Consider the following 20425-nt stretch of genomic DNA (forward strand, 5'->3'; position numbering starts at 1 on the left):
GACATAAGTTCGGCAGAATAAGTACATCACTTAAAAAAAACCTCTCAAATGAGAGGTTTTTTCAATCAGTAAATTCTGAATTACTTCACATACGTTAACCAGTGTGCATATTTAGGATCTTTACCCTGAACTGCATCAAAATAAGCTTTCTGGATTTGTGTGGTGATTGGACCACGTACACCTTCACCAATCTGACGGTCATCGTATTCACGGATTGGTGTTACTTCTGCAGCAGTGCCGGTAAAGAATGCTTCATCTGCGATGTAGAACTCATCACGGGTAATACGGCGTTCAATTACGTCATAACCCAAGTCTTTAGCAATCGTAATAATCGTTTGACGGGTAATACCATCCAGCGCACCACCTGCGATATCAGGCGTATGAATCACGCCATCACGCACCAGGAATACGTTTTCGCCTGAACCTTGGCATACATAGCCTTGTGGGTCGAGCAGCATTGCTTCATCATAACCTGAATGCGCCACTTCTTGATGTGCAAGAATCGACAGCGTGTAGTTACCTGATGCTTTGGCCTTACACATGGTCACGTTCGGATGATGGTGGGTAAATGAAGACGTTTTTACGCGAATTCCCTTCGCCATCGCTTCTTCACCGAGGTAAGCACCCCAGCTCCATGCCGCAACTACGGCATGAATGGTATTGTCAGTTGCAGCGATACCGAGTTTTTCAGAACCAATAAAAATAATTGGACGTAAATAGCAAGACGCTAATTTGTTTTCACGAACAACATCAATTTGAGCCTGTTCTAATGCTGCTTGATCAAATGGAACTTTCATTTGATAAATTTTTGCAGAATTCAACAAACGCTTGGTATGTTCTTTTAGACGGAAAATAGCCGTTCCATTCGGGGTTTCATAAGCTCGGACACCTTCAAACACACCCATGCTGTAATGCAAAGTATGTGTTAATACGTGAGTTTTTGCCTCACGCCAGTCAACTAGTTGTCCATCTTGCCAAATGAAACCATCACGATCAGCCAAATTCATGCCACAAACTCCAATTTCTCACAATTATTCACTATCCAGTACAAAGTCTGCACTTGGATCAATTAGTCTTTGCCATAACTTGCAAACGGTCATTCGGGTATCGTGCCAGTCGCTTGCAGACACTTGCATGGATTGATTTGCAAGGGCTAAGCGATGGCTCTCGGCGCGTTCACGGAGATAAGCTTGAATCAGAGCAGTCGCATCGTCGCTGGATAAGCAACCTGATTTTGCGGCATCCTCAAGAATTCGTACATTGTCGGAGAAATGGGCGAGATCTTTATTCGTCCCACTCCAGGCCAACACCGCATACTGTGCCATAAATTCGATGTCTACGATACCACCTGCATCTTGTTTTAAATGAAAAATACCATCTTTTTTTTGCTCTTTAGAAGAACCGAGATGCTCCTTCATTTTCTGACGCATTTTCAGTACTTCTGCCCGTACATAATTTTCATCGCGAGGCTGAATCAAAATATCCCGGCGCAAGACTTCAAACTTTTTCCGCAAGCTCATTTCACCCGCAATCGGACGGGCTCGCACCAAGGCCTGATGCTCCCATAACCAGGCACTCTTGAACTGATATTGTTCAAAGGCTTTCAAACTGGTCACCAAAAGCCCAGCTTCGCCCGATGGACGCAAGCGGGTATCGACTTCATATACGCGTCCATCTAGGGTTTGCGTGGTCATGAGGGACATAAACTTTTGTGCGACACGCATGGCAAACTCAAAACCACTGATCGGCTTGAGTCCATCGGTATCGGCCTGTTCACCCATATAGTGAATAAAGACCAGATCCAGATCCGAGCCATAACCCAGTTCAATACCACCGACTTTACCATAACCAATGACTGCAAAAGCAGTATGCTCGACTGAACAGCGCTGCCCTTCTGCATCCAGTGGAAAACCATGCTTTTTCGCCACAATCTGATAGGCCAGATGCAGCGCTGCATTCACCGATACTTCAGCAATATCGGTCAAGGCATCAGAAACTTTCATCAACGGGCTTTCTGCCAGCACATCACTGGCGGCTACAGCAAGTACATTGGATTTTTTAAACAGGCGCAAGACCCGCATCTGGTCTTCGACCTGATCAATTTCAATCCGTAAAAGTTGCTGGCGCAAGGAATCTTCCAGATCCTGACGTTTTGGCAATTCAAAATCCATTGACAGGAATTCATCCAGCAGTACCGGATAATGAGTCAGTTCTTCGCAAATCCATGGACTAACCGTTGCCATTTTAACCAGACGCTGCAATGCGCCTTTGCTCTCGATTAACATCACCAGATATACCGTACGGCGCATCACTGATTCAACTAGGGGCATTAAGCGTACCAACGCCACCTGAGGATCATTTGACTGTAAAACGGCTTCAATTAAATGTGGCCAGAAGGTTTTTAAACGTTGTACCGCCTTTGCCGGTAATTTTTTTAAGGCATGCCCATTCCAAAACTCATAAACGAGATTCTTCGCATTCTCATCCAACACTTCTTTGAGTTTCTTTTCCAGCTGTGAAAAACTTTCAACCAGGGTATCTGGACCATTTTCCTTAATTAAATGATCAAACTGATACATAACTTTGTCACGTTTCTCATTGAGATATGCCATAAAGCTATCCCAATTAGCAAAACCAAGCGTGTCCGTTATACGCGCCCTTAACTCTGGCTCAGTCGGTAGTGATTGCGTTTGCTGATCATGCAGTGCCTGAATCGCGTGCTCGACCCGACGCAGGAATAAGTAAGCATCTTCCAGATCCTGCACCGCCTGTTCATCCAGTAACTCGGCATCATCCAGATGATTCAGATTCACCAGACACTGCCGATCCTGCAATTCAAGTTTGGCGCCGCCGTAAATCAACTGAAACACCTGCACGATAAACTCGACTTCGCGAATGCCACCGGCTCCGAGCTTGATATCATCTTCAATATTACGGCGCTGTACTTCGCGCTCGATCATAGCTTTCATTTCGCGCATGGCTTCAAAAGCGCTGTAATCGACGTACTTGCGAAATACAAATGGACGGGTCATCTCCAGCAGCTCATCGCCTTCCGGACTTGGATTGACAATACGCGCTTTAATCCAGGCATAACGCTCCCATTCACGCCCATGCTGGCTCAGATATTTTTCCAAGGCCGCGTGGCTAATGGCCAGCGCCGAACCATCGCCCCAGGGACGGAGGCGCATATCCACCCGGAATACAAAACCATCCGCCGTGATCTGATCCAGCAAATGAATCAGTTTCTGTCCCCACAGGATGCAAAACTGCTGCACATCAATACATTTGCGCCCATCGGTTTCACCCTGCTCATCGAAGGCAAAAATCAAGTCGATATCACTGGAAAGATTGAGTTCTTGGGCGCCGAGTTTGCCCATCGCGATGACAATCAGATCCTGGACTTTTCCGTTATAGCCAATCGGCTGGCCATACTTGGCAGCGACCGGAATACGGGCAAAATCTTTCGCCGCACAGATGCAGGCATCGGCAAAATCGGAGAGTTCTTGAGTGAGGGTAATAACATCGGTGAGTTGATTGGCATCCTGCCAGATCCAGCGAAACATCAAACGAGCCCGCAGAATACGCATTGCGCGCATCCACGTTGCTTCATCGCTTATATTCAGGATGCAGTGCTGCACCAGCTGATCAATATATTCCCGACTGAGTGAGCCTTGAAACTGATCAATTGCATAATCCTGTTCCAGTAAACTCTGGTGATTGGCCAATACCTGTTCGGTATATTGGCTAGCTCTTAAGGTTTTCTGCAATTGTGCCGCATTCATCACTCAACTCTTCCCCTGAAACATTCTGCTTAGTTTTGACATACTCCCACCACTTTCACGATGTTCAAGTGGGGGATTCTAAAAGTAAAAGCTCTTAGGTGACTTCCTCACGGATTTCACTTGCTTTCTGCTTCGCAAGGCGACCTTTACCGCATCCACCCTCCACAGACAAAACGGTATGTCCTACCGCCAAAATATTGCGAGAAGCATTAATATCTGCATTCTCGCCAAAGCTACACTCGACACAACTAAAGTTTGCTTGAGTAAGCCTATTTTCTTTTGCAACGTGACCACATGAACTACAAGTCTGACTTGTATATTTAGGGTCAACTTTAACGAGTAAACCACCTCGCCATTGCTGTTTGTACACCAACATATTAACAAGCATTGACCAACCTTGATCCAGGATTGATTTATTTAAGCCGGACTTGGCTTTAACATTCTTTCCTTTTTTCTCGATTGAGCCTTTCGCTGACTTCGACATATTGGCTACTTTTAAGTCCTCAACTACGATCATTGCGTGGTTTTTGCTGAGCGTTGTGGTGACTTTGTGCAAGTAGTCATGCCGAATATTGGCAATATGATGGTGTAATGTATTGATCTTGAGATTCAGCTTTTTCCAATTTTGACTGAACTTGTTTTTCTTTCTCAGCTTGCGCTGAAGCCTAGCCAACTTTACTTGATTGGCCTTGAAACTATTGATCGGGTCGAATACTTGACCACTAGACGTTGTAATTAACTTTTTAACACCTAAATCAATGCCAACGGCTGATTTTGATGGGTGGACTGGTGCTTCTACTGTGTTTTCAGCACCAAATGACACATACCATTTCCCGACATGCTTTGAGATTGTGACGTTCTTAATCTCACCCACAATATTTTGTGATTTTCTGAATTTCACAACGCCAATGTCATTAGGTAACTTAACTTGGTTGCCTTTAACCCAACAATATCTGCCAAATTGAACAATACGAATGGAATCATAACCATCAGATTTCTTTTTGAATCGTGGCATAAGTGGTCTAAGTTGAACTTCCCCACCATCGGATAATTTAAAAAATCGTGGCTTCTTAGCTCTAAATGGTTTTTGCTTTAACTTAGCTTGTTCCTTTTTGTTAAAAAACTTCCCCCAAGCATCACCAAGATCACGAACTTTTTGTTGGAGTGAAACGCCATTTGAGCTGTTTTCTAGAAAAGCACATTCAGGTTTTTTGCGTAATTCAGGAATTTTATTGACTAAATTAACTTTGTTGATTCGCTCATTATTAGCAAGCATCTCGAACGAAACAGCTAAAATTTGATTCCAAACAAAACGTGCAGAGCCAAGCAACTTGTTTAAAACAAGCTCCTGTTCCGCATTAGGCTCAAGCCTAAATTTGTACGCTTTGTTGATCTTCATTTCGCCTTAAATATATTTATATACAGAGACTTAATGCAAATTATTCTATCATATTGCACTAAAAAAAGTCGTGAAATTCACCTCCACCCTAATGTTGGGTGGAGTCCTCTTTCACACTAAAGATAGCAGGAGTTTTGTCTCAGTGGGAATGTTTTAGTTTGAAATTTACCTTTTAAGATTGCTCGATATGTACATCTTCAAGCACCAGTGCCTGATGATCATTGGTGACCATCGGTAAATGCACGGTAAAGGTCGTACCCCGACCCTCTTTGGAATCTACAGCAATTTGACCATGGTTCAGGTCAATAAAGCGCTTGCAGAGCACCAGACCCAAACCTGCCCCTTTCTCTTCAGCTGTGCCTCTGACACTCACACCCAAAGTCGGTTTAAACAGATTCTGCATCTGCTCTTCAGTCATGCCCAAGCCAGTATCCTGAATCGTAATCTTGACCTGCTCGCCTTCCATTTCTGCAGCTAAAATCACTTTACCGCCTTGATTCACCGGGGTGAATTTAAGCGCATTCGACACCAGGTTCTGCAAGACAGAGGTAATCATGTTGATATCCGCATGTACCTTGATGTCTTCAGGAATATTATCAACCAGTTCAATTTTTTTATTTAAGGCCAGACTTTTCAGCACACTGCACACAATATTACTGGATTGTTTCAATTCATAATTAATCGGATGATAAATAAAGCGTCCACCCTCTGCCATCGCCCAAGTCAGCAGGCTTTCCAGCAGGTTATAGGTCGATTGTGCATTATCATATAAATAATCCGCGATGCTCTGGATACTGGATTCGTCCAGAGTGTCACGCTCCTGCGCTAGCACTTCGGAAAAGCCCAGTAAACCATGAAATGGTGCACGCAAGTCATGCGCAATAATCTGGAAAAATTTGGTTTTACTGAAGTTGAGTGCGCATTGCTGTTCATATAATTCTTTCAGTTCAGTATGTTCTTGATTGAGCTGAATTCGAATCACTAAACTTTCAGCAAATTGTTTAATAGTGGCAATATCATCCTGATCAAACCCTTCAGTCTGATCATCAAAGAAAATGACCTGTCCAAAAGACACACCGCTACTTGATTTTAAATTAAAGGCGACTAATCTCTGATGCGCTACACCGAGATTTTTCACATAATTTGACAGTTCTGTATAAGCAGGATGCATCTGGTCAATGACATCTGACTGTTGCAGATACGCAGGCAGATTCACGTTCTGCGGGGCGTGCAAGGCCCGGAAACCGCGCGGACAGCTGTACCAGATATATGGTTCCGTATGGAAGCCGATAATACTGGTTTTAACGTTTAAAACTTTACGGGCGATCTTACAAAAGGTGTCTAATAGGTTGTTAGAGGTATAGACACCTAAAATGAGAGATATACGGCACGAGCTTAATTGCTCCGTATTCTGACCGACCTCTAGCAGTTTTAGTTCCATGTCTGCCTCTCTGAATGTTTATGGAATAAAGAAAACACAGCCGACCAAATTCATACAATCAATAACAAAGATTCTATATTTACTCAACGATGAAAACCCACCTCTAGGTTAAAGGATTTGTTAACCTGTTTCTATCCAGATACATTCTTAACTGCAAGATACTGATATTTAATTGATTAAGAATAACTTTAAAATTTACTATTCGAAAAAAATCTACATAAGTATTTGAAATTAATATATCTCACCTAAAATAAGTATCTTTATTTGTATTTACTGTAACACAGTACCGAATAAAAAATATCCACCATCGCTTTTTACTCTATTTAAAGTAAAAGCTAATGATTTTTCAACTATATAGTTTGACCTTATGATTAAAAACAGATTTTATATCAGGCTTCATCTACCTAATAATGCTCAGAATTAATTTTTAATTTTTTAAAATATCTTAACAATTCTAATGTAAGAAATATTTTAAATATCAGCATTTCAACTAAAAACAGACCCCAAAAACCACTGAGGATTGTAAAGAACTTACATTTATTAACAAATTAATTGTGAAAATTTTGTGTTTTTTATCACCCATGCAATTTTAGAAGCTGGAATAGTAATATTAAGATAGATCACTTATAAACTATGCATATCCAAGTCAAGCCAACCGGATTAAAACAGCTATAAAAAAAGCGGCCTAAAAGACCGCTTTTTTACATGGCTACTTAATTGTCAGAAATCAAGGCCACTTGCTGTACATAGTTAAACAGCTTTAATTTAGAAGCATTTACTTCCTCTTCAGGTGCTTGATTCTTTAAATCACGGTGTACCCGAAGATAATGTTGACGTAAGGTATGACGCTCTGTCGCATTATAGGTTTTGGTAAATTCATTGATGGCCGGATCACCATCTTTGACAATTCGATCCACCCAACGCTGTAATTGAGCTGTCTTTTTAAGACCTTGTTTGGGTGTTAAATAAGACAAAATTACCGTTTCATTTTCATTACGTAATAATTTACCAATCCGTGAAAATTGACGACGACGTGCTTCATGTGAACTAATTGCCTGCACATCAAGCAAGGCATCAATCAAACGCTCATCTACGGGTAAGTTTTTAATTTGTTTAGCGCTCAGCTCTGCAAGCTGCGCACCTAAAGCAGCCATACGCTGGACTGCTTTTTTCTGTTCGGTCTTACTTGCGCGTCCCTCTAAAGAATCAAAATCTTCTTCAGTTAAACTGTTCGGTCGACGTGCCACGATTAATCTGCCTCATAAAATTTTGCTGCAAATAGTGCCTGAATTTCAGATAAGGCTTTGTCCTCGTCTGCTCCTTCAATCACTAAGCGTAAAGTTGTTCCTTTGCCTGCACCAAGCATGAGCAATGACATGATATTTTTGGCATCTACCAATTTGTCAGCCTTGCCAATCTGGATACTGGAACGAAATTTGGTGGTAACTTCTATCAGTTTACCAGATGCGCGTGCATGTAAACCCAGTTTATTAATTACGTCAACTGTCGTATCAATCATGACCAGTGCTTCATTTCTCGATGGAGGACTTGAATAGACCATTTTGCCTCAAGGGCTTTTTTTAGTCTATCCACAATATAAACAGAACGATGCTGACCACCGGTACAGCCAATCGACACGGTCATATAATGACGATGCCCTTCAGCAAAGGTCGGCAACCACTTGTCCAGAAAATGATACAGATCATTGAACATATCCTCGACCTGATCGCTCTTTTGTAAAAATGCCTGCACCGGCTGATCTAGTCCTGAAAATTTGCGCAGTTCCAGTTCCCAATGCGGATTCGGTAAATGTCGGACATCAAAGACATAATCGGCATCCAGTGGAATGCCATGCTTATAACCAAAGGATTGCAGAATCAGGATCAGGTTATCGGCCTGTCCAAGCTTGGACAACAAAGTATGTTTCAGATCATGCACGCTTTTATCGGTGGTATCGATATGCACCGTAGAACGCAACTGAATCGGCATCAACAGGATTTTTTCTTCCTGTATACACTGATTCAGGCTTTTAAAGCGTGATGCTAGAGGATGCGGCCGACGCGAAGCACTAAAGCGGGCAATCAGCTCCTGATCCTGCGTGGTCAGATAAATAATATCGACCGAACCATGCTGTTGCAGTTGCTCAAATACATGATCAAATTCTTGTAAATCTGCCCGGGTACTGCGCACATCGACGCCCAGTGCCAGCTGTTCCAGATTATTTTCACTGTCCAGTTTTGCCACGATTTCGGGAAGCAATGCCAAAGGCAGATTATCAATACAGTAATAACCCAGATCTTCAAGCACCTGTAATGCAGATGATTTACCCGAACCAGATTGTCCTGTGACAATTAAAATGCGCTTCATGCATGCTACCCTTTCATTTTAGCCGGCAGTGTATTTAACCTGCAGGTTATCGATCAGACGTGTATTCCCCAGCTTTGCTGCTATAAATAACACAAGATCTTGATTAAACGTATGAATTTTTTGTAATTCTGGAGTGCGGACTTCAACATAATCCACCACAAACCCGGCATCGGTTAAAGTCTGGCGAATCTCCGCCAATACCGTATCCAGCTCCACGCCTGCATGTAATTGCTGTTCAGCTTTTTGCAAGCTTTGATAAATGACCGGTGCGATTGCACGATGCTCTTCGCTTAAATAACCATTGCGCGAACTTAAAGCCAGGCCATCTTCTGCACGGGCAATCGGCACACCAATCACTTCCAGTGGAATATTCAGGTCTTGTACAAACTGACGAATCACCGCCAATTGCTGATAATCTTTCTGGCCAAAGAAGGCGTAATTCGGCTGTACGATATTAAACAATTTAGTGACTACCACCGCCACGCCATCAAAATGGCCAGGACGCTGCAAACCGCATAAATCATTGGTAATGTCAGAAACACTAATATTGGTCAGACGCGGTTTTTTACCATACATTTGCTCAACCGTCGGCGCAAAAACGATGTCACAACCGACCTCTGCCAAAAGCTGCTGGTCCTGCTCAAGCGTGCGCGGATAGCTATCAAAATCTTCATTGGGTCCAAACTGGATCGGATTGACAAAGATACTGACCACCACTACATCACACAACTTACGCGCTTCACGCACCAGGTTTAAATGCCCCTGATGCAGATTGCCCATGGTCGGTACAAAACCGATAATCTTGCGACTGGTACGCGCCGGATTTAATGATGCCGCTAAGCCCTGAATGGTGGTTTCTGTTTTCATCTTACAATTCAACCTGAAAAGTTTGTTCTGGTGCCGGGAAAGATCCATCTAAAACTGCAGCATGGTAAGCTTTAAAAGCATCCAGAATGGCTGTCGCACCCGATTGTTCTTGCATAAAATTACGTACAAATTTTGCAGTGTGACCAAAGGTCAGACCCAGCATATCCTGTACCACTAGCACCTGGCCGTCTGTAGCTGCACCTGCGCCAATGCCAATGACCGGAATGTGCGGAAACAGTTCTGTGATTTCCTGGCCAATCTGTGCCGGTACGCATTCGAGTAGCAATAATGCAGCACCCGCCTCTACTACTGCTTTACAGTCCGCAATGAGCTGATCGGCCGCTTCACGGGTACGGGCTTGCAGTTTATAACCGCCAAAGACATGTACCGACTGCGGAGTAAGACCCAAATGCACACACACCGGAATACCGTTACGGGTCAGCACTTGCACGGTTTCCGCCAACCATGCACCGCCTTCCATTTTCACCATTTGCGCGCCACCCTGCATCACGGTTTTCGAACTTTGCAAGGCATCATTCAAGGTAGCATAGCTCATAAATGGCAAGTCAGTCATGATAAAGGCATGCTGGTTACCACGGCGTACCGCAGCCGTATGATAAGCCATATCTGCAACCGTAACCGGCAAAGTCGAATCACGACCCTGAATTGACATTCCCAGAGAATCGCCAATTAAAATGCTGTCCACTTCGGCAATTTCCATGGCTTTGGCCATACTGGCATCATAGCAAGTCAGACATGAAAATTTGCGTCCATCTGCTTTAAAGCGTCTTAAATCACTCAGACTGACCATGAAAATGTTCCTCTATGCTTAAAAGTTCTGACGAAGCTACCATCACTTAAAAATTAAATATTTGCCCAGTTGCCGTCATCGAGTACCGCGAGGGTCGATTGTTTGACAATGTCCAGGTCTTTTAATCTGTGTCCATGAACCTGTATTTCAGGATCAATATCCAGAAGGGGAATCAGGACAAAATCACGCTCTAATACCCCGACATGCGGCACAGTCAAGCGTTCATTGTGAATTTGCTCATTACCGTAGAGCAGTAAGTCCAGATCTAATGTACGTTCGCCCCAATGACGTAAACGTACACGACCTGCATCCTGCTCAAAGGCTTGCAGACGATCCAGCAAGCTTAAAGCTGCCAGATTGCTATTTAATTGCACCACTGCATTGAGATAGTTTGGCTGATCCTGTGGTCCCATGGGTGGGCTTTGATACAGATGTGAAGTTTTCACCTGTCCCAAGGTCGCCAGTTTCTGTACAGCTTCTGCCAGAATCTGGCGTGAATCGCCCAGGTTACTGCCCAGGCCAATATACGTCACGATCATTGTGTTGGCCCAAACACCACCTGGCTCAGATCACGTTTTACCCGCTTACGTTTCATAATCGGATGATCTGCGCCAATTTCACCGCTGGCACTGGCTGCCACATGCGACAGAGGTTTCACTTTGTCTTCAAACTTGGCTTTACGCACCCGACGGTTGCGTGGTTCAGGTTCATTCACTAATGGCTCAATCTCGGCAAGATCTTGCTGTTGGGTCAGTTTCTGTTCCAGATGTTCTTCTTGACTCGCCTTGCGACGGCTCTTGGCACGCTGACGGTTATACTGGCTGATGGCCCGTTCTTTCTCGTCACCGCTCATTTGCTGATAAGCATCCCACCAGCTACCCATGCCTTGTGCAGTTGCATCGCCTGATTTTTCACGCAACAGCAAAAAGTCAAAGCCAGCACGGAAACGCGCATGGCTGGACAAAGCTTCGATTTGCTGTGGTTTTGGATTCAGCAAACGGGTCTGCATTTCCCAGACTTCACGAATAAAGGTTTCCGCAAAGCGTGGAATAATGGTGCGAGTCGCCTGACGTTTTAATACGTCGAGCCCAGCTTGGGCACGGGCTTCGGCCGCTACCACACCTTTATTCAGATAGAATTCACAACGCTCAAGGAACGGCTGCCATAACAATACCGCATAGAAAAATGCAGGGTTGATGGTCTTGCCGATAGAAATACGCTGATCGGTATTTTTCGCAGCACGTTCCATAAACGGCGTAATTTCAGGCTTGATATCTGCAAATAACTGCTGCCAGATCCCGAAATCGATCAGCATTGGCAAGACACGATTTAGGTGTCCCATGGTGAACAGTTTCTGTGATTCATCATAAAGTCGATGTGGAGAAACATCACGCAGTAACTGGGTCATTTCCGGCGTAAAGACATCCAGAATCGCCTCATCAATATTAAAGTTCAGCTTGGCCGCAAAACGTAAGGTTCGCAGCATCCGCACCGGATCTTCTTCAAATCTTAAAGTCGGATCACCCAGTAAGCGTAAGGTTTTGCTGTGAATATCATCGACCGCATTGCAGAAATCCAGCACAATGCCTTTACGCGGCTGGTAGTACATTGCATTGATGGAGAAATCACGACGGGCAAAATCCTGCTCGATGCTGCCCCAGTTATTATCACGCAGAATCATCCCCGCGGCCGAGGTCACTGCTTTTTTTGGTGGTGCACGGAAGGTTGCCACTTCAACCAGTTCCCGCCCTGAATAGACATGCGCTAGTTCGAAACGTCGTCCGATAATCCGACAACGTCGTCCGAAAACTTCCTTGACCTGAGCCGGGGTTGCATTGGTGACTGCATCGAAATCTTTAGGATTCAAACCTAACATCAGATCTCGAACACCACCACCCACGATATAAGCTTCATAGCCTGCCTTGTTTAAGGCATCAATCACATCGAGAATATAAGAAGGTAATTGAGCGGTTGATAAACCACATTTTGACGCGCGCAAAGTTTGCAAAAGACGCTGTCTCCTACGTCTGAACGTAAAATTCTAAGATGACGCTAATCATATCGCTTACACGCCTAAAGGGCAATTTGATTATGTCAATCCTGCGAGTCAAATCAATCAGCTAGTCATGATCCATGCTGTCGCCTTACAAGGCCAGTCTGGCCTTGTTTTTGGCAAATAATGCCGGCCCAATACCTTTGACTAGCTGGATCTCTTCAATGCTTTTGAATTTTCCGTTTTTTTGCCGATGTTCAATAATCGCTTCGGCCTTCTTTTGACCAATGCCATTCAGTTGTTGTAATTGCTCCACAGTTGCATTATTTAAACTGATTTTATCAGCAGTGGAAGATGCCGATAATGCAGGCTTCGCCAGATAGTGATTGCTTTCTGATGAAACCGTGGTGGCAGCTTTTTTCTTTAGGCGGGCATCATGTTGCTGTTGCTGGGTCTTCCATTCCATATAATCGGTCGCAGTCGCATGCACAGTTCCGATAGAAATAAAGCCCAGCCAACAACTTAAAAGAAGACTAATCCACGTTGGACCGATTCGATAAGGTATTTTTTTCATGTGCTGCTCTTTGTTTTAATTCTAATTTAGCCTGTTCCCAGAGCTGATCAAGTTCAGTCAGTGACAGCTTTTCCAGGTCTAATTGTTGTAATTGTACCTGATCTTCCATCAAGGCAAAGCGGGTCCGAAATTTATGGATCGTACCCAATAATGCCATCTCGCTGGAGATGCCAAGTTTACGTCCAACATTGACCAGAGAAAATAAGCAGTCGCCAAATTCTTCCTGTATTTCATCGGAATTTTGTCCGGCTACCGCTTCTTTTAATTCAGCCAGTTCTTCTTCCAGCTTGGCATAAGCACCCGCCATGTCGGGAAAATCAAACCCGATTTTGGCGACATTTTTTTGAATTTCATCGGCCTGCGCCAAAGCCGGTGCATGTTTAATCTGATCCAGGCGTGAACGCGGCTTGCCCTGCTTTTCTTGCTGTTTGATTTCTTTCCATAACTCGGACACATCTTCCGGACTCATTTTTGCAAATTGTTCAACTTGAAATACATGCGGATGACGGCGAATCAGTTTATCGGTAATGGCCTGCACCACATCCTGAAAATCGAAAGCGCCCTGCTCACTGTACATCTGCGACTGGAACACCACCTGTAACAGCAAATCACCCAGCTCATCGCGGACATCATCGACTTTTCCAGAGCGGACTGCTGCTTCGACTTCGTAAGCTTCCTCAATGGCATATTTGGTCAGAGATTCGGGGGTCTGTTGCTGATCCCATGGACATTTTTCACGTAATTCGCGCATGACCTGGAGTAGTTGTTCCATGTTTAAAAACCTCTTTTTTTTACCAAATAGTCGCGTCAATCTGCCGGTTTCTTGTTATGCTCAAAAAAAAGACAATAAGGAGATCAGGCACATGCACAGTATATTGATTAGCGGTGCAGCACAAGGAATTGGGGCAGCAACCGCCCAGTTATTTTACCAGCACGGCTATAAAGTCGGTATTTATGATATCAATACAGCACAGGCTGAACAGCTGGCCCAGCAACTGGGCGAACATGCCAAAGCCGGCTTTCTCGATGTGGCCGATTATGCTTCCTGGGAAACAGCCTTGTCTGAATTTTCGGCCTGGGCGGGGAAAATCAATATTCTGGTCAATAATGCCGGGATTTTATATTCAGGCCCTTTTGAAGAAACTGATATTACGGCACATCATCGGACTCTGGATATTAATGTTAAAGGAGTCATGAACGGCTGTCATGCCGCTTTCCCTTATTTAAAAGAGTCTGCATTTGCCCGCATCATTAATCTATCTTCAGCTTCGGCGATTTATGGCCAGGCCGATTTAAGCAGTTATTCCACCAGCAAGTTTGCAGTGCGTGGCCTGACTGAAAGTCTGGATATTGAGTGGCAACCCTATGGGATTCGAGTCTTGGATGTCATGCCACTTTTCGTTAATACGGCCATGGTCAAAGATATGCAGTCAGAAAGTATTAAAAAAATGGGCGTGCATTTAAAAGCAGAAGATGTTGCACGAGATATTCTGAAACTGGCACAGCTCAAAGATTCAATATGGCAGGCAACGCATCATCCGGTCGGATTCAAAAGCCAGTTTTTATTTCATTTATCGCGGATGAGTCCACAATTTGTGAATCGGCTGAGTAATCTGATCATTTCTAGAAAATAAAAAATATTCGGGTTCATTCTGTTTTAGACAGTGTGATGAATCTGGATCACAGGAAATCTCAAGCCCTTGCAGGAATCCTCACTTTGCCAGGCCACGGTGAACATGCAGCCAGCAAGCGTATAATTTTGATAGGCATAGACGCCAATCTCTGGATGTTCGCAGCGCCCACCATTTTGCTCAGGATGGATATTGGTATTGAGCTCATTCAGGTTTATCCGGATTCCCAAGCCTGATGCCTTTAACACCGCCTCTTTGGTGGTCCAGACTTTAAACCAGTATTCGGGATCATAAGCCAGCATTTTCCAATATTTTAATTCTTCGGGATGAAAGGCATGTTGTGCCAAGGCTTCAAAACGGACTTTACGATTCAGTTCTTCAATATCAATTCCTAAATTCTGAACTTGCTTGCTCGTGGCCAAGGCGTAGAAATTTTGACTATGACTATGATTAAAACTGAAATCCGGATAGTCATTTAAATAAGGCTTGCCGAAATTCGTCCGCACCACCTGTTGATCGCTAACTGGCAATTCAAAAGATTGGGATAAAAGCTGATTACGCAAACACGCCACTTCGCGTTTCCGTTCGGCAACCTGGGTTTTGCGGTCTGACAACGAATGACAAGTCAGATCAGAAAGTTGATGCAGATGAATTTGAATCAGCCGAGCCACGTGAATCCATTAAAAAGATATCAATTGATTTGAGTGTAAAAGAATTCACACTTTTATTGGGAGAGAAATTCATTATTTTCTCAAAACAAAAAGCCCGCTTTACGCAGGCTTTTTATCCGAAAAATTTAAACTATAGAATTAACGTTTAAATTTCTTCTCGGCTTTCTTGAACTTCTGTACATAACGACGTTTACGCGCAGCTGCACGCTCATCCACTTGAGACTTACGACCTTCAAACGGGTTTTCCGAAGTTTTAAACTCGATTTTAATCGGTGTACCTTCAAGCTTGTACACTTTACGGAACACGTTTTCCAGGTAACGGCGATAATCTGCAGGAGTTTTATCCACCTTGTTTCCGTGAATCACGATCGTTGGTGGATTCTGCCCACCCATATGCGCATAACGCATTTTAATACGACGACCCTGAACCATCGGCGGTTGGTGGGCATCTGTCGCATCATTTAAAATCTGGGTGATTTTTGCTGGTGACACTTTCAAACGAGATGAATCATAAGCACGGTGAATCGATGGATAAAGATCACCCACACCCGTTCCATGCAATGCAGAAATCAAATGCACTTTGGCCCATGGAATGAAATCGAAGCGACGCTCTACATCGAGCTTACATTGCTTACGATCATATTCAGTCATGTTATCCCATTTATTGACTGCAATGACCATGGCACGACCCGCTTCAAGTGCATAGCCAATCAAATGCAAGTCCTGCTCAACAATACCATCACGCGCATCAACCACAACAACAATTACGTTAGCATCTTTCATTGCCTGTAAAGTTTTAACAATCGAGAATTTCTCAATCATTTCATCAACTTTACCTTTACGGCGCACCCCTGCAGTATCAATCAGGGTGTATTGACGGCCATCACGCTCGAATGGAATATAAATCGAGTCACGTGTTGTACCCGGCTGGTCAAATGCCACCACACGCTCTTCACCGAGCAAACGGTTCACCAGCGTTGACTTACCGACGTTCGGACGACCAATAATCGCTAAACGCAGACCCGTGTTTTTGTCATGCTCTTCCGGATTTTCATCTTCCGGTACATCAGCAAGTACATCTTCCAGCATCTGCTGAACACCACGACCATGGCTGGCTGCCACTTGTAGCGGCTCGCCCATACCCAGTTTGTAGAATTCAACCAGGGCAGCTTCAGCATGTACGCCGTCGACCTTGTTGGCCACCAGAAAGACTTTTTTGCCTAAAGTACGCAATTCACGGGCAATCTGTTCATCAGAAGCCAGCAGTCCGGCACGCGCATCAACCACAAAAATGATGATGTCGGCTTCATGAATAGCAGTCTTGGACTGCTCTGCCATGTACGAGTCAATCCCACCTTCATTTTCGCCAATACCGCCAGTATCGACCACAATGAAAGATTTATTTTGATAAGTTGCATCGCCATATTTACGGTCGCGTGTCAGACCTGCAAAGTCTGCCACCAATGCGTCACGGCTCTTGGTAATCTGGTTGAACAGCGTTGATTTTCCGACGTTCGGACGACCAATGAGCGCAATTACGGGTTTCATAGAGTAACCTTTATTCAATATCAGGCGTCAAAGTGGCCTGAACATCAGAAAGTATAGGAAGATATAAGGGGGAAATACCCTAAATAAAAACACGGGGCATTGATTTTTCAATCACCCCGCGTTCACAAAAATACGGTTGTGGCTAGTTTAGCATAAGGCTCGTTAAAATTAACGGTTCTGCCAAATGCTTAATGCGCCCTTGCGTGTAGAAACATAAAGCTGGTTGTCGATGACGCGTAAGCTACGTACTTCCCCGGAAGTTTTTGAACGACCAGTTATTTGTCCAGTACGCGGATCGATCAGGTGTAAAACACCATCCAGATCACCGACAACAAGGTCTGTACCCAGCATCACTGGATTACTTAACTTGCGATTCAACAACTGGTCATTTTCCCAAAGCGGCTGACCCGAAGTAATCTCGAAGGCTTTGATTTTGCCATCGGTTTGCGCCACAAATACGCCATTGCCCACAACTTCCGGACGCTGGATACTGCTGGCATCTTCACTCCACACCACCTGTTGTGAAGCTAAATCTAGAACAGTCACCTGACCTTGATAACTGGTCGTGACCACAAACTGACCTGCAACCACTGGCTCACCATCAATATCCACCAGACGCTGGAGATCAGAACGTCCATCCGACACTGCGACACGACGCTGTAATTTTGGCACACCGCTTAAGGCATCCAGTGCATAGATATAGGCATTGGAAGATGCAATCAGTACATTACGAGCATCCAATGCAACCGGTGCAGCCATGCCGCGCAGGCTGAATTGTACATTAGGCAAGTTATAAGTCCAAACTTGCGTACCGGTCGCGATTTCATGCGCATACACGGTGCCATCATTACTGACACTAATCACACGGCCTGCGTGAATCAATGAGGGTGCCAATAAAGCACCGGTCAATTGCGCAGTCCATTTCTGCTCACCAGTTTGTTGATCCAGCGCAAACAGCTGGCCTTTCTGGTTACCCACGACAACAAGACCTTCAGCAGCCTCAACACCAGAACTTAAATTCTCTTTGCTGACTTTTTTCTGCCACAGACGCTGTTTACCCTTAAATGCAGACACTTCACCTTTCGGGTCAATCGCAAAAACCACACCATTGTCTGCATCCAGGCGCAGGCGTAACGGATCAGCCTCATCTGTCGCAGCCACACTGGTGGAAAATACAGACACCAGTGTTTTGGCTTGAGTCAGTTTTGGAAGTGGATTCGGTTTTACTTCTGGAACTTTATTGGTTTTACCTGCACAGCCAGCCAGTGCAAGCGTTAAAACAGTCAAGGCACAGGTAATTTTGTATTTTCTATTCATGCAGCATCTTCCGCTTGTGTTTCTATAATTGGGCGTTCGATTTCTGGATCATCGACCAACACGCCTACGCTTTCGAGCTTAATTTGTAAAATCTGACGTTCTTCTTTACGTTCAATCAAGGCATCCCATGCACTTTGATATACTTTTTTCGCATTTTCAATATCATTTTTGGCAACATAGATATCACCACGTGCTTCATCGGCTGTTGCTTTAAATGCAGGATCAGTGACAGCTTCTAAAGTTTTCAAAGCCGCATCATATTTTTTCTGTGCCAGTTGTGCATAAGCCAGACGCAGTTTCACCACCTGAACCAAGCCTTTATCATCTACTTTCGAGTTTTCAACTTTCTGTAGCGCTTTCTCGGCCGCAGCATAATCTTCTTTATCATAAGCCAGTTTCGCCATCACCAGCTGAGTCTGAATCGCCTGAGCTGAATCAGGCGCTTCCTTGACAATTTTGTCCGCAGCTTCAGATAACTTAGCAAAACCATCACCTTTCGATGCCTGCGCATCATCCATCAACTGCTGAACCTTGGCAGTGTGCATTTGCGACTCTGCCAGGTTTTTCTTCTGCCAATATTCCCACCCAAAAAAGGCAATCAGCGCAATTAAAATCCCGGTAATCATCGAAGAACCATATTTCTTCGTAAAGGATTTTAAGCTTTCAAACTGTTCATCACCACTCATTGCGCTCATGAGATTACCCTTTTCCTAATGTTTTATCGATTATTTTGAAGAAATTTTAGTACTAAAAAATGCAACGAAGTCCGTAAATGGTACATTCGATTGCTCTGCGGTTGCCAACTCTTTCACAGTAAACGCCTGAGCTTCCAGTTCACGTTCACCCAAAATCGCTGCATACAAAGCACCGGCTTGATCGGCCTTTTTCATTTGCGATTTCATTGAACCCTGTGAGCCTACTTTCAGACGAACCTGACTGCCCGCTGCTTCCAGCTGATCCCGGATCTGTTCTGCAATGACCAAAGCCTTACCTTGAGCAGCCGGCTCAGCCACCAAAAACACTTCACAATCACGGGTTGGGGTATTGTCTTCAACCTGTTCCAGCAGTAGCAATAAACGTTCAATCCCCATGGCAAAACCAACTGCCGGCACAGATTGATCAGGCTTGCCTTTAAGTTGCCCCACCAGACCGTCATAACGGCCACCGGCACATACCGTACCTTGTGAACCCAAATGGGTTGTGGTCCATTCAAAAACAGTTTTGTTGTAGTAATCCAGACCACGTACCAGCTTTTGATTGATCACGAAGCTCACGCCTGCATCAGTCAAATACTGCTGTAACTGGGCAAAATGTGCCAGAGTTTCTTCACCCATAAAGTCATGCAGTTTCGGTGCATTTTCCAAGATGCTTTGTGTCTTGGCATCTTTAGAATCCAGAATACGCAGTGGATTCGTGGTCAGACGGCGCTGAGAATCTTCATCCAGATCGGCTTTATGCGACTCTAAAAATTCAACCAATGCTGCGCGATATGCTGCACGCTCATCTGACTCACCGAGTGTATTTAACTCAAGTTGAACCTTGTCTGCCACCCCCATACGTTTCCACAGACGCGCCGTCATCAGAATCAGTTCTGCATCCATGTCTGGAGTCGCAACACCAAAGGTTTCCACACCAAACTGGTGGAACTGACGGTAACGGCCTTTTTGCGGTTTTTCATAACGGAACATTGGGCCGATATACCAGACCCGAGGCGTCGCACCACGCAGCAGATTATGCTCCAGCATGGCACGTACACAGCCAGCCGTCCCTTCAGGACGTAACGTCAACGACTCAGGCGGATTACCCTTGTCCAGAAAGGTATACATTTCTTTTTCAACGATATCGGTTGCATCACCGATCGAACGTTTGAACAGATTGGTCTGCTCAACCATAGGCAGACGGATTTGTTGATAGCCATAGGCATCCATCAAACCGGATAGATGCTGTTCAAGACGTCTCCAAGCTGGGGTTTGCGTTGGGAGAATGTCATTAAAACCTTTGATTGCGACGATTGAACTCATGAT

19 protein-coding genes are annotated in these 20425 nt (G+C 44.5%); 1 reads left to right on the top strand and 18 read right to left on the bottom strand.

Annotated features, from left to right (window positions below; genetic code table 11):
- Positions 1-80: 80 nt before the first annotated feature.
- The 13 genes from ACNPNW_RS06640 to mazG form a co-directional block, all read right to left on the bottom strand.
- Positions 81-1007, bottom strand: a complete 927-nt coding sequence (locus ACNPNW_RS06640; RefSeq protein ID WP_004278329.1) for a branched-chain amino acid transaminase — start codon at positions 1005-1007, stop codon at positions 81-83.
- Positions 1008-1031: 24 nt separating this feature from the next.
- Positions 1032-3782 (bottom strand): bifunctional [glutamate--ammonia ligase]-adenylyl-L-tyrosine phosphorylase/[glutamate--ammonia-ligase] adenylyltransferase, encoded by a 2751-nt coding sequence (glnE, locus tag ACNPNW_RS06645; RefSeq protein ID WP_448766783.1) that lies wholly within the window; start codon positions 3780-3782, stop codon positions 1032-1034.
- A 94-nt stretch (positions 3783-3876) separates the two neighbouring features.
- Positions 3877-5181 (bottom strand): RNA-guided endonuclease InsQ/TnpB family protein, encoded by a 1305-nt coding sequence (locus tag ACNPNW_RS06650; protein WP_004278331.1) that lies wholly within the window; start codon positions 5179-5181, stop codon positions 3877-3879.
- 172 nt (positions 5182-5353) lie between these two features.
- On the bottom strand, positions 5354-6622 hold the full coding sequence (locus tag ACNPNW_RS06655; RefSeq protein WP_396469369.1) for a sensor histidine kinase: 1269 nt from the start codon (positions 6620-6622) through the stop codon (positions 5354-5356).
- Between the two features lie 713 nt (positions 6623-7335).
- Entirely contained in the window at positions 7336-7869 is a 534-nt protein-coding gene (gene yjgA, locus ACNPNW_RS06660) for a ribosome biogenesis factor YjgA (protein ID WP_004278333.1), read from the bottom strand.
- A gap of 2 nt (positions 7870-7871) precedes the next feature.
- Positions 7872-8141, bottom strand: coding sequence for an HPr family phosphocarrier protein (locus ACNPNW_RS06665; protein WP_034438008.1), 270 nt, complete (start codon positions 8139-8141; stop codon positions 7872-7874).
- Complete coding sequence (gene rapZ / locus ACNPNW_RS06670; protein ID WP_004278335.1) at positions 8138-8989, bottom strand: RNase adapter RapZ; 852 nt, start codon at positions 8987-8989, stop codon at positions 8138-8140. The genes ACNPNW_RS06665 and rapZ overlap by 4 nt, the downstream gene beginning before the upstream one ends.
- A gap of 18 nt (positions 8990-9007) precedes the next feature.
- Entirely contained in the window at positions 9008-9856 is an 849-nt protein-coding gene (gene panC / locus ACNPNW_RS06675; protein ID WP_448766784.1) for a pantoate--beta-alanine ligase, read from the bottom strand.
- A 1-nt stretch (position 9857) separates the two neighbouring features.
- On the bottom strand, positions 9858-10667 hold the full coding sequence (panB, locus tag ACNPNW_RS06680) for a 3-methyl-2-oxobutanoate hydroxymethyltransferase (protein WP_396469370.1): 810 nt from the start codon (positions 10665-10667) through the stop codon (positions 9858-9860).
- Between the two features lie 53 nt (positions 10668-10720).
- Positions 10721-11206 (bottom strand): 2-amino-4-hydroxy-6-hydroxymethyldihydropteridine diphosphokinase, encoded by a 486-nt coding sequence (folK, locus tag ACNPNW_RS06685; protein ID WP_085064510.1) that lies wholly within the window; start codon positions 11204-11206, stop codon positions 10721-10723.
- Positions 11203-12675, bottom strand: a complete 1473-nt coding sequence (pcnB, locus tag ACNPNW_RS06690; protein ID WP_311204280.1) for a polynucleotide adenylyltransferase PcnB — start codon at positions 12673-12675, stop codon at positions 11203-11205. Before pcnB ends, folK begins: the two co-directional genes overlap by 4 nt.
- A 136-nt stretch (positions 12676-12811) precedes the next feature.
- Positions 12812-13234 carry a ComEA family DNA-binding protein gene (locus ACNPNW_RS06695; RefSeq protein WP_396469371.1) on the bottom strand — a complete coding sequence of 141 codons (423 nt, stop codon included), beginning with the start codon at positions 13232-13234 and terminating at the stop codon, positions 12812-12814.
- The gene (mazG, locus tag ACNPNW_RS06700) at positions 13194-14006 is read right to left on the bottom strand and encodes a nucleoside triphosphate pyrophosphohydrolase (protein ID WP_448766785.1); all 813 of its coding nucleotides are present in this window, start codon (positions 14004-14006) and stop codon (positions 13194-13196) included. The genes ACNPNW_RS06695 and mazG overlap by 41 nt, the downstream gene beginning before the upstream one ends.
- 91 nt (positions 14007-14097) lie before the next feature.
- Here mazG and ACNPNW_RS06705 point away from each other — a divergent pair, with 91 nt between their 5' ends.
- Positions 14098-14868 carry an SDR family oxidoreductase gene (locus ACNPNW_RS06705; RefSeq protein ID WP_180038804.1) on the top strand — a complete coding sequence of 257 codons (771 nt, stop codon included), beginning with the start codon at positions 14098-14100 and terminating at the stop codon, positions 14866-14868.
- A 23-nt stretch (positions 14869-14891) separates the two neighbouring features.
- On the opposite strand, the gene ACNPNW_RS06710 is transcribed toward ACNPNW_RS06705, so the two are convergent.
- From ACNPNW_RS06710 to hisS, 5 genes are all read right to left on the bottom strand, one after another.
- Positions 14892-15536 carry a 4'-phosphopantetheinyl transferase family protein gene (locus ACNPNW_RS06710; RefSeq protein WP_253159873.1) on the bottom strand — a complete coding sequence of 215 codons (645 nt, stop codon included), beginning with the start codon at positions 15534-15536 and terminating at the stop codon, positions 14892-14894.
- A gap of 138 nt (positions 15537-15674) precedes the next feature.
- On the bottom strand, positions 15675-17084 hold the full coding sequence (gene der, locus ACNPNW_RS06715; protein WP_004278348.1) for a ribosome biogenesis GTPase Der: 1410 nt from the start codon (positions 17082-17084) through the stop codon (positions 15675-15677).
- A gap of 168 nt (positions 17085-17252) precedes the next feature.
- Positions 17253-18401, bottom strand: a complete 1149-nt coding sequence (gene bamB / locus ACNPNW_RS06720) for an outer membrane protein assembly factor BamB (protein ID WP_448766786.1) — start codon at positions 18399-18401, stop codon at positions 17253-17255.
- The gene (locus ACNPNW_RS06725) at positions 18398-19096 is read right to left on the bottom strand and encodes a YfgM family protein (protein WP_448766787.1); all 699 of its coding nucleotides are present in this window, start codon (positions 19094-19096) and stop codon (positions 18398-18400) included. Before ACNPNW_RS06725 ends, bamB begins: the two co-directional genes overlap by 4 nt.
- Positions 19097-19126: 30 nt before the next feature.
- Positions 19127-20422: a histidine--tRNA ligase gene (hisS, locus tag ACNPNW_RS06730; RefSeq protein ID WP_448766788.1), complete on the bottom strand. Its 1296-nt coding sequence runs from the start codon at positions 20420-20422 to the stop codon at positions 19127-19129.
- Positions 20423-20425: the final 3 nt, after the last annotated feature.

This window comes from Acinetobacter endophylla (assembly GCF_053543775.1).

What these genes read in the sequence shown, in the direction of transcription:
- ACNPNW_RS06640 (WP_004278329.1), bottom strand. Translation starts at nt 1,007, where the DNA reads ATGAATTTGGCTGATCGTGATGGTTTCATTTGGCAAGATGGACAACTA.
- glnE (WP_448766783.1), bottom strand. Translation starts at nt 3,782, where the DNA reads ATGAATGCGGCACAATTGCAGAAAACCTTAAGAGCTAGCCAATATACC.
- ACNPNW_RS06650 (WP_004278331.1), bottom strand. Translation starts at nt 5,181, where the DNA reads ATGAAGATCAACAAAGCGTACAAATTTAGGCTTGAGCCTAATGCGGAA.
- ACNPNW_RS06655 (WP_396469369.1), bottom strand. Translation starts at nt 6,622, where the DNA reads ATGGAACTAAAACTGCTAGAGGTCGGTCAGAATACGGAGCAATTAAGC.
- ACNPNW_RS06665 (WP_034438008.1), bottom strand. Translation starts at nt 8,141, where the DNA reads ATGATTGATACGACAGTTGACGTAATTAATAAACTGGGTTTACATGCA.
- rapZ (WP_004278335.1), bottom strand. Translation starts at nt 8,989, where the DNA reads ATGAAGCGCATTTTAATTGTCACAGGACAATCTGGTTCGGGTAAATCA.
- panC (WP_448766784.1), bottom strand. Translation starts at nt 9,856, where the DNA reads ATGAAAACAGAAACCACCATTCAGGGCTTAGCGGCATCATTAAATCCG.
- panB (WP_396469370.1), bottom strand. Translation starts at nt 10,667, where the DNA reads ATGGTCAGTCTGAGTGATTTAAGACGCTTTAAAGCAGATGGACGCAAA.
- folK (WP_085064510.1), bottom strand. Translation starts at nt 11,206, where the DNA reads ATGATCGTGACGTATATTGGCCTGGGCAGTAACCTGGGCGATTCACGC.
- ACNPNW_RS06695 (WP_396469371.1), bottom strand. Translation starts at nt 13,234, where the DNA reads ATGAAAAAAATACCTTATCGAATCGGTCCAACGTGGATTAGTCTTCTT.
- mazG (WP_448766785.1), bottom strand. Translation starts at nt 14,006, where the DNA reads ATGGAACAACTACTCCAGGTCATGCGCGAATTACGTGAAAAATGTCCA.
- ACNPNW_RS06705 (WP_180038804.1), top strand. Translation starts at nt 14,098, where the DNA reads ATGCACAGTATATTGATTAGCGGTGCAGCACAAGGAATTGGGGCAGCA.
- der (WP_004278348.1), bottom strand. Translation starts at nt 17,084, where the DNA reads ATGAAACCCGTAATTGCGCTCATTGGTCGTCCGAACGTCGGAAAATCA.
- bamB (WP_448766786.1), bottom strand. Translation starts at nt 18,401, where the DNA reads ATGAATAGAAAATACAAAATTACCTGTGCCTTGACTGTTTTAACGCTT.
- ACNPNW_RS06725 (WP_448766787.1), bottom strand. Translation starts at nt 19,096, where the DNA reads ATGAGCGCAATGAGTGGTGATGAACAGTTTGAAAGCTTAAAATCCTTT.
- hisS (WP_448766788.1), bottom strand. Translation starts at nt 20,422, where the DNA reads ATGAGTTCAATCGTCGCAATCAAAGGTTTTAATGACATTCTCCCAACG.